Raw genomic sequence first — 13,496 nt, forward strand, 5'->3', positions numbered from 1 at the left:
CTCCTCTTGGAATGACGTCGGTGAGGCGCTCGGCACTTGCCGCGGTTTTCATCTCCCAATCACGCCAGTTGCGAAAAAATGCGCGCCGTCATCCCAGACGCGAAAAGCCGCGTGAGGGCGGCCTTGTGATGCCACCTGATATCGACTGACATTTTCGTGCATTTCTTGGGGAAGGATAGTTGGACCAAGGGCCAACTAGGCAAATGCCCATCGATACCGTTCGGCCGGCCGGGCGCGACAGTCCTTGGTGTCCAACGGACACTGACGACCAAGCCCAATCGTGGTAGGAAGTCACTATTCTAATTGAGTTATTTTCAATACAACTCCATAGTGTCTCACGTGGACAAGAGACACCGAGGCGTTCGCGTTTCGCTGCAATAAGAGCATCATCGCATTGATTGAGAGTTCGCCGGACGCTGAAACCATTCCTCTGCATTGAAGAAGGCGCCTGAACAGCATGAGATTTCGATGCCGACTGGTGGTCGCAACGTTTCTGTTGCTCGTCTTTGCGCCGGCATTGGCGGTTGCGGCTTCTCCGCAACGAATTCTTGTCATCTATGAAAACGAGAGCACCTTGATCGCGGTGGTCGAAATCGCTGCCGGTTTGCGTGAACGACTGGAGACAAGCGCGCCTGGGCATATCGAAATCTACACCGAGCATCTCGACACCGTCCGCTTCCCCTCCGCCGAGCGCCGCAAGCAGCTGACGGACGATCTGGTAGCGAAGTATCGGGATATGCAGCTCGATGTCGTCCTCGCCGTCGGGCCGGGGGCGCTGCGCTTCCTTCTGGATCGGCGCGACCGATTGGCAAGCGGCGTGCCGATCGTCTTCGGCGCCGTCAGGGACATATCGGCGTTTCAACCGCTTCCAGCCGACGTGAAAGGCATCGTCAGCCGGTTTGACGTCAGCAAGACGCTGCAACTGGCAAAGCAGCTCCAGCCGCAGGCGAAAAAGGCGGTCGTCCTGTCCGGCTCCTCCGCCTTCGACCGTGGCTGGGAGGCGAACGCCCGCGCCACCCTTGGCGATCGCCACGCTGGTTTCGATATCGAATACATGTCCGGCCTTTCGCTCGACGGCTTCAAGCAGGCTGCAGCCGCACTGCCAGCTGACGCAGTCCTCATGATATTGACCGTCTTCGAGGACAAGGACGGGCAGCGTTTCGTGCCGCGTGATGCGACCGACGCGATTGCCAAAGCTGCCAGCGTGCCGGTCTACACGGTCTACAGCTCCTACTTCGGTGCGAATGTGCTGGCCGGCCATGTCGGAACCTTTCAAATGATCGGGAGCCAGATGGGGGATCTGGTGCTTCAGCTGTTGCAGGGCGACACGTCGGCTCCCCAAGCGAGCCCCACTCGGGAGGCCGATCTGGTGGATTGGCGCGAAATCCGGCGCTGGGGCATCGACCGCAACCTGATCCCGGCGGGAACCCAGATCCTCAACTACGAGCCGACCGCCTGGGAACGCTACCGCCTGCCGATCCTTCTCGCCCTGTCGGTGATCGCGGCGCAGACGCTGACCATCGGCGCCCTCCTGTTTCAAAACAAACGCAGCCGGCGGCTGGAAGAAGACCTGTCCACCGAGCGTCTCGAACTCGCGCATCTCTCGCGCCGCTCCCAGCTCGGCGAACTCTCCGGGGCGCTTGCCCACGAATTGGCGCAGCCTCTCACGTCCATTCTTGCCAATGCCGAAGCAGGCCTGCGGCTGGCGATCGACGAGACCGGCGACCGGACCGAGATCAAGGAGATCTTTGACGACATCATCGCCGACGACAAACGCGCCGCTTCCGTCATTGCGCAACTGCGCAGCATGATGCTGAAGGGCGATGCGGCGCTGGATGTCCTCGACCTCAATGAGGCGGTTCGCGCGACGGTCGCGCTGGCGCATGCCGAACTCGTGGCCCGGCGAACGGAAGTGACCGTGGTCGAGGGGCCGTCCGAAGCATCGGTGAAGGCAAACCTGGTGCAATTGCAGCAGGTCATCCTCAACCTTCTTCTGAACGCCGCCGACGCCATGGAGACGATGCCGCCGAAGCAGCGAAAGGTTGAAATCAGCGTGCGCAAGCGCGAAGATGGCTTTCGGGAACTGGCCGTCGCCGATGCGGGGCCTGGCATTCCGCCCGCCATGCGGGCGGAAGTGTTCAAGCCGTTCGTCACCACGAAAAAAACGGGGCTCGGCCTTGGACTTGCAATCTGCCGCACGATTATCGAGGCACAAGGCGGAAAGCTGACCTTTGACGATGACGCAACCCATGGTGCGCGGGCCGTGGTCACGCTACCCCCGGCATAGAGGTGGAGAATGAACGAGGGCGCCGGAAACATCTTTCTGCTGGATGACGACGAGCTTGTCCTGCGCTCGCTGAAACGTCTTCTTTTGGCTTCGGGCTATTGCGTCCAGACGTTCCAGAGCGCCGAAGCCATGCTGGGCTGCACGGAGCTCGGTACGGCCGACTGCTGCATCCTGGATCTTGGTCTTCCTGGGATTGACGGGCTGGCCGCCCAGGAGGCGCTGAAGTCGGCAGCCGGAACACAATCGATCATCTTTCTCACCGGCCGCGGCGATATCCCGGCCAGCGTGAAGGCGATGAAGGCCGGGGCAGTCGATTTTCTGACAAAGCCCGTCGATGCCAAAGCAATGCTGGCGGCCGTCGAGGTGGCGCTGGCGTGCACACGGGTGGAGCAGGACCACGAGCGCAAGCGCGAAACGCTGCAACGGCGCCTGGCGGGCCTGACGCCGCGGGAAGCCCAGGTCATGGATCTCGTCGTTGCCGGCAAGCTCAACAAGCAGATCGCTGCCGATCTCGGTACGGTGGAAAAAACGGTCAAGGTTCACCGCGGCCGGATGATGACGAAGATGGGTGTCCGAACGGTTGCCGATCTCGTCCGCCTCATCGCCGATGCGCCGCCAGCCGCAGTGGACCCTAATCCAGCAGCGCCCGGCGTATTGGACCCAGGTCCAACTACGTTCGCGGCGGGCGATGCTGTAAGAATGCTGGATGAGTGAGGAAAAGTCCGCCATTGCAATCGTGGACGACGACGACCTGGTTCGTCGCGCGCTTTGCCGTCTGGTGGTTTCGCTGTCCTACCGGGCTTTGGCCTTCGCATCGGGCGAGGCATTCCTGGAGGCGATCGACCGCGACGCGCCGCTCTGTGCGCTGGTCGATCTCCATATGCCTGACATGAACGGCCTGGAGGTGCTGGCTGCGCTGCGCGCACACCACACGTCCCTGCCGGCGGTGATCATCACGGGATCGGACGATGAGCGCATGCGCGAGCGCTGTCTGAACGCCGGCGCCTCGGCCTTTCTCAAGAAGCCTTTGTCGCGGGAAGCGGTTTCAGCAGTTATCGAAGGATTGCGCTAGGGCCGGTTCGCAGGAATGGACCTGGCCGCAGATGTGCGCTCGATCCGCCGTTTCACGGGTCGCTCATTAACAGCCGGGAAAGTCTTTCTCCTCTAGCATGGCTTCGGGGACACTCTTTCTGATAGGCGATCAATGTCATTTTTCGGCGTTTCCGGAATGTACTATTCCGGCGAATCCCTTGCTGAGCACCGCATCGTGCTTGCCGAGGACTCCAACCTGTTTTCGTCGATGGTCTCGAAGCGGCTGAAAGAGCTGTTCGACATCGACGTCATCGTCTGCCGCGATTATGACGATCTGCAGTTTGCCGTCGAAAATGCGACATTCCCGGCCTCGCTCGCCATTTCCAACATCAACCTGCCCGGTGCCGAGAATGGCGAGGCGCTCAACTATCTCATCGAGATGAGCGTGCCGACGGTGGTCTTCACTGGCTCCTTCCAGGAATCCACGCGCGAAAAGATCCTGGCGATGGAAATCGTCGACTATGTCATCAAGGACAGCGTCTTTGCCGTCGACATGCTGGCGGAATCGGTCTGCCGGTTTCTCACCAACCACAAGCACCATGTGCTTGTTGTCGATGACAGTCCGACGGCGCGCGCGCTGCTCACGACGCAACTGAAGCGCTACAACTTCCGCACCAGCACGGCGGAAAACGGTGCGGTGGCGCTTGAGATCCTGAAGAACAATCCCGACATCGGCCTAGTCATCACCGACTACAACATGCCCGATATCGATGGCTTCGAACTGACGCGGCGCATTCGCAGCGCCTATGGCCCGCACCAACTGCGCATCATCGGCGTTTCGTCTTCGACCAACCGGCTCCTGTCGGCGCGTTTCCTCAAGGCCGGCGGCAATGACTTCGTCGTCCGTCCGTTCGTCAACGAGGAGTTCTATTGCCGCGTCAACCAGAACCTCGACACGCTGACGAAGATCAAGACCTTGAGCGAAAAGATAAAAGTCCCGGCGTAAGCCGCAGACCGGACGCCCCGGGATCCGTCGGCTGAATGAGGCCCGCTTTCGCGTCTCTTCCTTGACCATCGCCTTCTGTTGAAGGCGGTGGAGTTCTTTCGTCGGCAATCGGTGCCGGCGCGTTTGCAGATTTTCTGCGCTTGCGACCCCTAAAATTGCTCGGGTCGCGAGAAAAGACTCCTTACGGTTGCCGCATTAACGAAATTGCAATCAGGACCGTCTTCAATCGGCCGCAATAAAAAGTGGGGACCCGGTACCGCCTGGTCGTGCCAAGACGAAAAAGTCTGGTGCGATCCGTATCGGGCATAATCGTATATTGGGAGCCAGCGTCGCCCTTTTTGGGGCAAGCACGCCTGCGGCTCGAAATCGGGATTTGCAGGGACGTGAGATTGCGCCGCACGCCAGGTCGGATGAATTCTGTGCAGAAGCACAGCGACAAGCGCATGCTGTTGATCGAAGATTCCCGCATGTTTGCCACCGCGCTGAAGTATGGCCTTGAGACGGTGCATGGCATCCGCGTCACGCACTGCGCCTCGCTGGAGGCGCTACGCCAGGAAATGGCTGTAGCCCCGGACAGCTTCTCGCTCGCCGTGCTCGATCTCAACCTTCCCGATGCGCCCAATTGCGAGGCGCTCGATTTCATCCTCGCCAACCACGTGCCCGCCGTGGTCTTCACCGCGGCGTTCAACGACAGCACGCGCGACCAGATCCTCGGTCGCGGCGCGCTCGATTGCGTCATCAAGAACCAGCCGGAATCGATCAATCTGCTGATCGGTGCCGTCGACCGCGCTTTGACCAATGGCAAGACGACCGTGCTGCTGGCCGATTCCGACACGGCTTCACGTGACGAGCTTGCCGGCATTCTGCGCCGGCAGCGGATTTCGGTCTGCGAGGTTGCTTCGGCCGCCGACGCGCTGCAGGTGCTCGACTCGGGCGAGGCGATCGATGTGGTCGTCACCGATCTCGATCTGTCCGACATGAGCGGTGCGGCGCTGCTTGCCGAAGTGCAGCGGCGCCAGGGCGACGGGGCGCTGCCGGTGATCGCGCTTTCCGACAGCGGCGACCGCCGGATCGGTGCGCGCTTCCTTGAAGCCGGCGGCACGGACTTCATCCAGAAACCGTTCCTGGAGGCCGAGTTCAACGGCCGCATCGCCTATGCCGCCGGCATCCAGAAAAGGCTGCAGACGCTTCAGCGCCAGGCGGCGAGCGACTACCTGACCGATATCTACAACCGCCGCCATTTCTTCCTGACCGGCCCGCGCCTGGTCGAGCAGTGCCTGCGACGTGGCGAGACGACCGCGATCGCCATCCTCGACATCGATCATTTCAAGCGGCTGAACGACACCTACGGCCACGAGATTGGCGACGTCGTCTTGAAGCATGTGGCCAAGCGGCTGACGACACTGGTTGGCGACGAACATCTGCTCGCCCGCCTCGGCGGCGAGGAGTTCGGCATTCTTTTCAATGGCTTCGACGTCCAGCGCGCCTTCGCCTTCTGCGAGAAGCTGCGCATCGAGCTGGCGAAATCACGCATCGTTGCTGATGACGAGGAACTGTCGATCACCGTATCGATCGGGCTGGCGACCATCGAGGCGCCCGAATCCTTCGAGAACTATCTGCATGCCGCCGACCAGTTTCTCTACATGGCCAAGCATGCCGGGCGAAACCGGGTGATCTCGGAACTGGCCTTGCTCGACGCGTTGGCGTCGTAGCACGCTCGAACCGGATCCATCGGCAGGTGCGCCAAGGTACGCGTGCCGACGGTCCGACCGGCGCTATTTCCGCGCCTGCGGATAAATCGTTTCGCCGCGCTTCAGCATCTCGACGAAGGTCTCGATCTTCTTGCGGCGCCCGGCTTCGGTCTTCATGTTGTGGGTGCGGAAGGCGAGCGCGAAGCGGTTCTGCGCGCTCAGTTTCGCCAGCATTTCCATCGCCTCCGGCTCGGCGTCGATCGCCGCCTGCAGGTCATCGGGGATCTTCATGTCCTTGCCGCTGCCATAGGCGCGGTCCCAGCGGCCGTCGGCCTTGGCCGCCTCGACCTCTCTCAGCCCATGCGGGGTCATGCGCCCCTCGGTGATGAGCCTAGCGACATTGTCGACGTTGATCTGGCTCCAGATGCTCTTCTTGCCGCGCGGGGTGTAGCGCTGCAAAAAGCTCCTGTCGTCGAGGCCCTTGCGCACGCCGTCGATCCAGCCCCAGCACAGGATCACGTCGATCGCTTCCTTCGGCGTGATCGATTTGAGGCCCGAGTTGACTTTATGAATCTTGATCCAGACCTCGGTTTCGCTGGCATGGTTGGCGCCAAGCCAGGCATAGAAGCGCTCCTTGTCCTCGAATTCGCGGACTTTCTCAGGGTCGATGATCACGGGTGCCATAGGGTGAAGGTCCTCCGGATGTTCGAGCGGCGGTGGCAGGCCGGCACGTTCAGGCTGCGGCGCGGCCACGCGCTCTCCTTTTCCGTTCAAGCGAAAAATGCGGATCGGCGCAAGCGCTAACGTCAGCGGAGCGCGCTCCGGAAGAGCGGGAATGAGGGGCGACAACGGGGGGCCAGGTGGTCTGCGGTGTTGGAGCGGCGGCAAGGGGGGCGACAAAGGACGGATGCCCCTGTGGTGGGGATCCAGCGACCGGGCGTCCGTCGGTCAGGGGCATTTCAGCCCAAGGACCTGGGGCTGGATCTTTTGATGGGCATAGGAGCGAGTGACGTTTGGCAGCGGGCGGGCGCATATCGCCGGGCAGGTCGAGAAGGGACGGCTTGCTCGCAGCAAAAAGGGCGGAAGATCCGCCCTTTCGTGTGTTCTTACAGTTCCTATCGCGCCATCTGCAGCGTCAGCTTGCGGTCGGCGCGTTCCTGCTGCGGCGAACGGTTGTAGAGTTCGCGATAACACTTGGAGAAGTGCGACGCGGAGACGAAACCGCAGGCGACGGCGACTTCGACGACCGGCATCGACGACTGGATGAGGAGGTGGCGGGCGCGGTCGAGGCGGATTTCGAGATAGTAGCGGGCAGGGGAGCGGCCCATCTCCTGGCGAAACAGCCGCTCGATCTGCCGGCGCGAAAGGTCGGCGTCTTCGGCGATCTCCAAAAGCGACAGCGGTTCGGCAAGGTTGCCTTCCATCAGCTCGATGATCGACAGCACCTTGGCGTTCTGGACGCCGAGACGGGCGCGCAGCGGCAGTCGCTGGCGATCGTGTGGCCCGCGCACGCGGTCGGTCAGCGCCTGTTCGCAGACGCGGTTGACGAGGTTCTCGCCGAAATCCTGGTCGATCAGGTTCAGCATCATGTCGAGCGAGGCGGTGCCGCCGGCGCAGGTGTAGATGTTGCTGTCGATCTCATAGAGGTCGGCATAGACGTCGACTTGCGGGAAATTCTCGGAGAAGCCCGGCAGGTTTTCCCAGTGGATGGCGCAGCGCTTGCCCGTCAACAGGCCGGCAGACGCCAGCACGTGGGCGCCCGTACAGAGGCTGCCGACGGCGACGCCGCGGTTGTAGACTTCGCGCAGCCAGGCATTGACCGACTTGTTGTTGAAATCCTCGACATAGATGCCGGAACAGACCAGCACCATCGACGGACGGTTTTCGCCGCCCAGGAACTTGCGTTCGTCGGCGAGAGACGAGTTGACTTCGAGGCCGATGCCGCTCGAGGAGAGCACCTTCTCGCCGTCGGTCGACGTGAGGCGCCATGTATAGGCCTCGTAGCCGAGCATGCGATTGGCGATGCGGAGCGTTTCGATGGCGGCCGAAAACGGCAGCATGGAAAAGTTCGGAACCAGGAAGAAGACGATAGAACGCTTTTTGGTCAATGGCTTGTTCATGAGGCTTCCCATGCTTGGCGATGGCGTATATTCGTCGCTTGGAAGATACCGTCCGGCTTGTCTGTTTGCGACATTGACATGGAAAGCAGCGACCGCAAAGACATTTCGCATTGCGACATGGGGTTGGAAAGCCGCCGTCGAGCCGGCTTTGCGGCTTTTGTAAGGAATGCGACAGATTTGCCGGCGCGGCTGACGCAATCTGACAAGAAACGCCAGGGATGCGTAATTTTCGAAAAGAACGTCTATAGGTTGTGTTTGCCGATTGCGACGCGGTGATCGAGAAACGGCCGGGCGTCGGTATCGGACAAGTCGCCGTTCAAGACCGATCGGTGCGTTTTGACGCCCGCCGGGATCCTCAAGGGCCACAAAAGAAGAAGGGCACCGCCTTCTCGACGGTGCCCTTCAGCGGTTCGGCCTCGGGGTCTTGGGTCCCCGAAAACAGGTCATGCGGTCAGTCATTGCTCGGTCTTGTGCACCGCATCGTCGACCGAGGGAAAGCCGATGTCCTTCATCGTGTCGTAGGACAGGTTTTCAAGCGCACGTTCATTGGCGTAGCGCTTCCAGGCAGCCCAGGCGCTTGCACGAAGACTGAAGAGACCCGGGATGGACGACAGGGAGGATGCCCGTTCCGAGGTCTGGTATAGATGCATAGTAGACATTTCATGGCTCCTTCTGAGTGCCTCAGAGGTCGCGACCACGATCTATATATGTCGCAACCCTAATCATCATTCAAACGAATATGTTTGATGTTTTTCATCAAACTTGGTGATCGGTCAGCGTCTCGCCGAAGATGAGGTCGTTGCGGACCCGCTTCGGCAGTTTCGCCAATTCACGGTGGGCTTCCACCCGGTTGCGGGCGATGCGCCTTGCCCGTCGTTTGCGCGCAATGCCGTCGATCAGCTGTTGCACGCGGGAGAGAAACGACAGCACGAGATCGCCGTCGGCATTGGCCTTCGAGACGGGCAAGGTCCGTGCCATTCGTACGGCATGTTCGGGAGTGCGGTTCATCTTGGGTTTCACCTTGCTCACGTGCCGGATGTCCTGCGATGCAGCGAAGGCGATTGTGGTCGCGGACATGACTGGTTTCCTTCCTTTGGCGTCCTTGCAACTTGACTATCGGTCTTTGCTGATGTTCAATCAAACGAAATGATGTGAACCTTTCTTTCAGTTTTATTGATTGAGGATGCCGCCATGAACATGATGATGCGCCACGCGCTTCCGCTGCTTGAAATGGATGTGCTGAAGACCTTCGTCGCCATCGCCGAAACCGGAAACTTCACGACCGCGGCCGAGACCGTCTACCGCACGCCGTCGGCCGTCTCGATGCAGATCAAGAAGCTGGAAGAGTTGCTCGGCTGCACGTTGTTCCTGCGCGACGCGCGCTCGGTGTCACTGACGCCGAAGGGCGAGATGCTGCTGGGCTTCGCCCGCCGCCTGCTGGCGCTCAACAATGAAACCGTCTCACGCTTCCTGTTGCCGGATATGAACGGCGTCGTGCGCGTCGGGGCGCCTGAGGATGTCGGCGAGCGCATCCTGCCGGAAGTGCTCAAGCGCTTTGCCGAATCCTATCCGAACGTTACCGTCGACGTCTCGATCGGCATGAGCACCGCCATGCGCAAGCGCGTCGACGAGCATCGCCTCGACATCGCCATCTTCAACAGCCTGACCGACGTCGCGCCGAAGAACGGCGAGATCCTGATGCAGGAGAAGCTGGTCTGGGCCGGCGTCAAGTGTGGCAATGCCCACCTGAAGGACCCGCTGCCGGTGTCGATGTGGGAAGATGGCTGCGTCTGGCGCGCCGATGCGGTGGAAAAGCTGTCGCGTGCCGGCCGCCGGTTCCGCATCGCATTCCTCAGCGCCTACACGACCGGGCAACGGGCGGCCGTACTCGCCGGCCTCGCGATCGCGCCGCTGCCGCGTTACCTTGTCCACGGCGAGATGGTGCAGCTTGGTGAGCGCGACGGCCTGCCGGACCTCGGTCACTACGATATCGGCCTGCAGGTGATCGATAGCGCGTCGGCGCCGGTGCTAGCGGTGGCCGATCACGTTCGCGACGCTTTCGCCGAACTGAGGATGCAGTCGGGAGAGGCGCGGCTTGTGTCAGCGGTGGCCTGACCGGGCGGCCGGCTCCGGCCCTGTCGTCATCGGTTGACCTCAGCGCAGGGGGGGCGAGACGTGACGAGAGATGAACAGCGGCGACGCATTCTGGATCCGATCGATCGTCTGTCGGAGATCATCTTCGGCCTGCTGATGGCACTTTCCTTCACCGGCACGATGAGTGCAGCCGTCGGTGGCGGCGATAACGTCAATGCCGTTCTGATCGCCGCCTTCGGCTGCAATCTTGCCTGGGGCATCGTCGACGGCGTCATGCATGTGCTGACGACCGCGGTCGAGCGTGTCCGGCGTCGCGGTCTCGTCGATGCTTTGCAGCGCGAACCTCTCGACCGCGCCCGCCAGATCTTTCTCGACAACCTCCCAGAAGATGTCCGGCTGGTATCGGCACAAAGCGAAATCGAGGCGCTGCTTCTGCGCGTACGCGCCTTGCCATCCAGCGACCAAAATTCCGTGGTCACAGGCGGTGATCTCAAGGCAGCGTTCGCCATCTTCGTCCTCGTCGCCATCTCGACGCTACCGCCGAGCATTCCCTTCCTGTTCATCGAGCGGATCGATGTTGCCATGCGGGTCTCGAATGGCATCGCGCTGGTCATGCTCTTTATCGTCGGAGCAAGGCTCGGCCGCTACATGGGGCGAAGCCCCTGGCCGATGGCCTTCGCCATGGCGGCAATCGGTGCCGTGCTTGTGGTCGTGACGATCGCGCTGGGTGGGTAGGGCTTCTGAAGCTTCGGTCGGACGTTCGCCTAATCCCATTTCGGACGTCGCCGACGAGGTCTGTTAGCGTATTTCTTGGGCGAACGATCGGCGAGGTGGGGCGCTTGACGTCATCGTAGGAAGTTGCGGCCGCCCCTCATCCCGCTGCCGCGACCTTCTCCCCGCAGGCGGGGAGAAGGGGATGTCGCACTCGACCGTTTACCCAGTCCAGCTGTCAATCCAGCGAGGGGTTCGCGCCCAACCAATCCCTGATAGTGAGGCTGCTCCGTGAACGCGTCCCCTCTCCCCGCGAGCGGGGAGAGGGTTAGGGTGAGGGGCCGAGGACTGCGTCGGGTTCTCGGATATCGTTACGACGTGGAAACGAGGCAGTTCCTACTCCCGGCTGCGTCGCCGGCGACGGCCGCCGCCTTCGCCATCATCTGCTGCCACCTTGCGCTCCGGCAACGTCACGACCTGAGACAGTTTCGGGAAGGCGTCGACCTTGTTCGGCATTGCCATGGCGTTGATGAAATGCTCCTGAAATTTTGATTCAAGTGCCGTCTCTATCTTCTCGATCTTGCTGACGGTTTGCTCGATTTCGCGGCGGTGGCCGCGGTTGAGGAGCGCCATCAGCGCGCCGGTGCCGGCGGCGTTGCCGACGGCCTTCACCTCTTCGAGGTCGCAGTCCGGGATCAGGCCGAGCACCATGGCGTATTTAGGGTCGATGAAGGAGCCGAAGGCGCCGGCAAAGCGGATGGTATCGACATGGTCGATCTCGAGCTTTTCCATCAAGAGCTTGATGCCGGCGTAGAGTGCTGCCTTGGCGAGCTGGATGGCGCGGATATCGTTCTGCGTCACGGTGAGGCGCTGCTCGCCCTCGTGCAGCAGGTAGGAGAAGGTGCGGCCGTTCGGGATGATGCGCGGGCTTTTCGCCGCCATCGCGCCATCGACGACGCCGTCCTGCGAGATGATGCCGGAAAGGTACATCTCGGCGACGATTTCGATGATGGCCGAGCCGCAGATGCCGGTGACGCCGACGGAAGCTGCCGCTTCGGCAAAGCCGTCCTCATCAGACCATTTGTCGACGCCGATGACGCGGAAGCGCGGCTCGAGCGTCTCGGGATCGATGCGCACGCGCTCGATGGCGCCGGGTGCCGCACGCTGGCCGGAGGAGATTTCGGCCCCTTCGAAGGCGGGGCCCGTCGGCGATGACGCGGCAACGACGCGATCTTTGTTGCCGAGCACGATCTCGGCATTGGTGCCGACATCGACGAGCAGCATCATCTTGTCTTGCCGGTAAGGGCCTTCCGACAGGGTGGCACCGGCCGCATCGGCGCCGACATGGCCGGCGATGCAGGGCAGCATGTAGAGCCTTGCGCCGCGGTTGACGTCGATATCGATCTCGTGCGCCCAGTATTGCAGCGCGCCGGAGACGGCGAGCGCAAACGGCGCCTGGCCGAGTTCGGTCGGGTCGATGCCGAGGAACAGGTGGTGCATGATCGGGTTGCCGACGAACACCATGTCGAGAATGTCGTGCCGGTCGACTTCACCCTCGGCGCAGACCTTGCCGATCAGGCCGTTGACCGCCTCGCGCACCGCCTTGGTCATCGCCTCCCGGCCGTCCGGGTTCATCATCACGTAGGAGACGCGGCTCATCAGATCCTCGCCGAACCGGATCTGCGGGTTCGAGGTGCCAGAGGAGCCGACGATGCGGCCCGACAGCAGCGAGACGAGATGCATGGCGATCGTCGTCGAGCCGATGTCGCAGGCGATGCCATAAGCCTCGTTCTTGAGGCCCGGCCACAGGCCGACGATGAAGGGCCGCGATGAGTCCATGTCGCGGTGGATGGCGGCGGTCACCGCCCAGTTGCCCTTGCGCAGGATGCCCTGCACCTGCGGGATCAGGTGCGGCGCGATCAGGAGATCCTTCCAGCCCCAATCCTTTTCCAGCATCACCTTCAGCCGGTCGAGATCGCCGAGCGGCTTGTGCATGTCGGGCTCGTCGACCTCGACGTAGCAGAGCTGGACGGCGGCGTTGCGCTCGATCACCCGGTCGGTCGCCGCCTTGCGCACGACCTGTGCGTTGATGACGGTATCCTGCGGTACGTCGATGACCAGATCGCCGAGGATCTGGGCGGAACAGGAGAGGCGGCGTCCGTCCGGCAGCTCGCGCACGGAGGCGTAGCGCTGCTCCTTGGGACCAACGGGCGAAATATGGTCGTTGGAGGAGACGATCTTGTGCTTGGCGAAGTTGCCTTCCTGGACCTCGATCTGACAGCGCCCGCAGGTGGCGCGGCCACCACAGACGCTTTCGACATAGACCCCGAGCGAGCGGGCGGCATCGAGCACCGGTGTGCCGACAGGAAACCGGCCGCGCTTGCCCGACGGCATGAACAGAACAAGGGGATCCTTATGCGCGGCTTCGGTCATGTTGGTCTCGATTTCGGAAGTGCCTTCGATGCGCATGCTGTTCTGTCTTTCCTAAAGTCCGCTCTCGCCCGATGGATCGAAGCATGGATAAACGTCTTCAGACTGCACCGGAATGCAGCCTG

12 protein-coding genes are annotated in these 13,496 nt (G+C 61.8%); 7 read left to right on the forward strand and 5 right to left on the reverse strand.

Annotated features, from left to right (window positions below):
- Window positions 1-457 precede the first annotated feature (457 nt).
- The 5 genes from BLJAPNOD_RS12145 (at window position 458) to BLJAPNOD_RS12165 (ending at window position 6,037) form a co-directional block, all read left to right on the forward strand.
- On the forward strand, window positions 458-2,287 hold the full coding sequence (locus BLJAPNOD_RS12145; RefSeq protein ID WP_115419985.1) for an ATP-binding protein: 1,830 nt from the start codon (window positions 458-460) through the stop codon (window positions 2,285-2,287).
- A gap of 9 nt (window positions 2,288-2,296) precedes the next feature.
- Complete coding sequence (locus BLJAPNOD_RS12150; RefSeq protein ID WP_115419986.1) at window positions 2,297-3,001, forward strand: response regulator; 705 nt, start codon at window positions 2,297-2,299, stop codon at window positions 2,999-3,001.
- Entirely contained in the window at window positions 2,994-3,359 is a 366-nt protein-coding gene (locus tag BLJAPNOD_RS12155) for a response regulator (RefSeq protein ID WP_115419987.1), read from the forward strand. Before BLJAPNOD_RS12150 ends, BLJAPNOD_RS12155 begins: the two co-directional genes overlap by 8 nt.
- 132 nt (window positions 3,360-3,491) lie before the next feature.
- On the forward strand, window positions 3,492-4,325 hold the full coding sequence (locus tag BLJAPNOD_RS12160) for a response regulator (RefSeq protein ID WP_077503885.1): 834 nt from the start codon (window positions 3,492-3,494) through the stop codon (window positions 4,323-4,325).
- Window positions 4,326-4,735: 410 nt separating this feature from the next.
- Window positions 4,736-6,037 (forward strand): diguanylate cyclase, encoded by a 1,302-nt coding sequence (locus BLJAPNOD_RS12165; RefSeq protein WP_244610933.1) that lies wholly within the window; start codon window positions 4,736-4,738, stop codon window positions 6,035-6,037.
- 63 nt (window positions 6,038-6,100) lie between these two features.
- Here the strand turns inward: BLJAPNOD_RS12165 and BLJAPNOD_RS12170 are convergent, their stop codons facing one another.
- The 4 genes from BLJAPNOD_RS12170 to BLJAPNOD_RS12185 all read right to left on the reverse strand — a co-directional run bounded on the left by BLJAPNOD_RS12170 (window position 6,101) and on the right by BLJAPNOD_RS12185 (window position 9,213).
- Entirely contained in the window at window positions 6,101-6,700 is a 600-nt protein-coding gene (locus BLJAPNOD_RS12170; protein ID WP_115419989.1) for a YdeI/OmpD-associated family protein, read from the reverse strand.
- Between the two features lie 431 nt (window positions 6,701-7,131).
- Entirely contained in the window at window positions 7,132-8,136 is a 1,005-nt protein-coding gene (locus BLJAPNOD_RS12175) for a GlxA family transcriptional regulator (RefSeq protein ID WP_115421273.1), read from the reverse strand.
- Window positions 8,137-8,591: 455 nt separating this feature from the next.
- Window positions 8,592-8,786 (reverse strand): hypothetical protein, encoded by a 195-nt coding sequence (locus tag BLJAPNOD_RS12180; RefSeq protein WP_115419990.1) that lies wholly within the window; start codon window positions 8,784-8,786, stop codon window positions 8,592-8,594.
- Window positions 8,787-8,892: 106 nt separating this feature from the next.
- Complete coding sequence (locus BLJAPNOD_RS12185; RefSeq protein ID WP_115419991.1) at window positions 8,893-9,213, reverse strand: hypothetical protein; 321 nt, start codon at window positions 9,211-9,213, stop codon at window positions 8,893-8,895.
- A gap of 114 nt (window positions 9,214-9,327) precedes the next feature.
- On the opposite strand from BLJAPNOD_RS12185, the gene BLJAPNOD_RS12190 reads away from it, so the two are divergent.
- Window positions 9,328-10,251, forward strand: coding sequence for a LysR substrate-binding domain-containing protein (locus BLJAPNOD_RS12190; RefSeq protein ID WP_077503880.1), 924 nt, complete (start codon window positions 9,328-9,330; stop codon window positions 10,249-10,251).
- Between the two features lie 60 nt (window positions 10,252-10,311).
- A complete protein-coding gene (locus BLJAPNOD_RS12195; RefSeq protein WP_077503879.1) occupies window positions 10,312-10,965 on the forward strand; it encodes a VIT1/CCC1 transporter family protein in 654 nt (217 codons plus the stop codon).
- Between the two features lie 372 nt (window positions 10,966-11,337).
- Here the strand turns inward: BLJAPNOD_RS12195 and BLJAPNOD_RS12200 are convergent, their stop codons facing one another.
- Window positions 11,338-13,410 (reverse strand): ASKHA domain-containing protein, encoded by a 2,073-nt coding sequence (locus tag BLJAPNOD_RS12200; protein ID WP_115419992.1) that lies wholly within the window; start codon window positions 13,408-13,410, stop codon window positions 11,338-11,340.
- Between the last annotated feature and the right edge of the window lie 86 nt (window positions 13,411-13,496).

The organism is Ensifer sp. M14 (assembly GCF_003355565.1).
In the GTDB taxonomy this organism is placed as follows: domain Bacteria; phylum Pseudomonadota; class Alphaproteobacteria; order Rhizobiales; family Rhizobiaceae; genus Ensifer.

What these genes read in the sequence shown, in the direction of transcription:
- BLJAPNOD_RS12145 (WP_115419985.1), top strand. Translation starts at nt 458, where the DNA reads ATGAGATTTCGATGCCGACTGGTGGTCGCAACGTTTCTGTTGCTCGTC.
- BLJAPNOD_RS12150 (WP_115419986.1), top strand. Translation starts at nt 2,297, where the DNA reads ATGAACGAGGGCGCCGGAAACATCTTTCTGCTGGATGACGACGAGCTT.
- BLJAPNOD_RS12155 (WP_115419987.1), top strand. Translation starts at nt 2,994, where the DNA reads ATGAGTGAGGAAAAGTCCGCCATTGCAATCGTGGACGACGACGACCTG.
- BLJAPNOD_RS12160 (WP_077503885.1), top strand. Translation starts at nt 3,492, where the DNA reads ATGTCATTTTTCGGCGTTTCCGGAATGTACTATTCCGGCGAATCCCTT.
- BLJAPNOD_RS12165 (WP_244610933.1), top strand. Translation starts at nt 4,736, where the DNA reads ATGAATTCTGTGCAGAAGCACAGCGACAAGCGCATGCTGTTGATCGAA.
- BLJAPNOD_RS12170 (WP_115419989.1), bottom strand. Translation starts at nt 6,700, where the DNA reads ATGGCACCCGTGATCATCGACCCTGAGAAAGTCCGCGAATTCGAGGAC.
- BLJAPNOD_RS12175 (WP_115421273.1), bottom strand. Translation starts at nt 8,136, where the DNA reads ATGAACAAGCCATTGACCAAAAAGCGTTCTATCGTCTTCTTCCTGGTT.
- BLJAPNOD_RS12180 (WP_115419990.1), bottom strand. Translation starts at nt 8,786, where the DNA reads ATGCATCTATACCAGACCTCGGAACGGGCATCCTCCCTGTCGTCCATC.
- BLJAPNOD_RS12185 (WP_115419991.1), bottom strand. Translation starts at nt 9,213, where the DNA reads ATGTCCGCGACCACAATCGCCTTCGCTGCATCGCAGGACATCCGGCAC.
- BLJAPNOD_RS12190 (WP_077503880.1), top strand. Translation starts at nt 9,328, where the DNA reads ATGAACATGATGATGCGCCACGCGCTTCCGCTGCTTGAAATGGATGTG.
- BLJAPNOD_RS12200 (WP_115419992.1), bottom strand. Translation starts at nt 13,410, where the DNA reads ATGCGCATCGAAGGCACTTCCGAAATCGAGACCAACATGACCGAAGCC.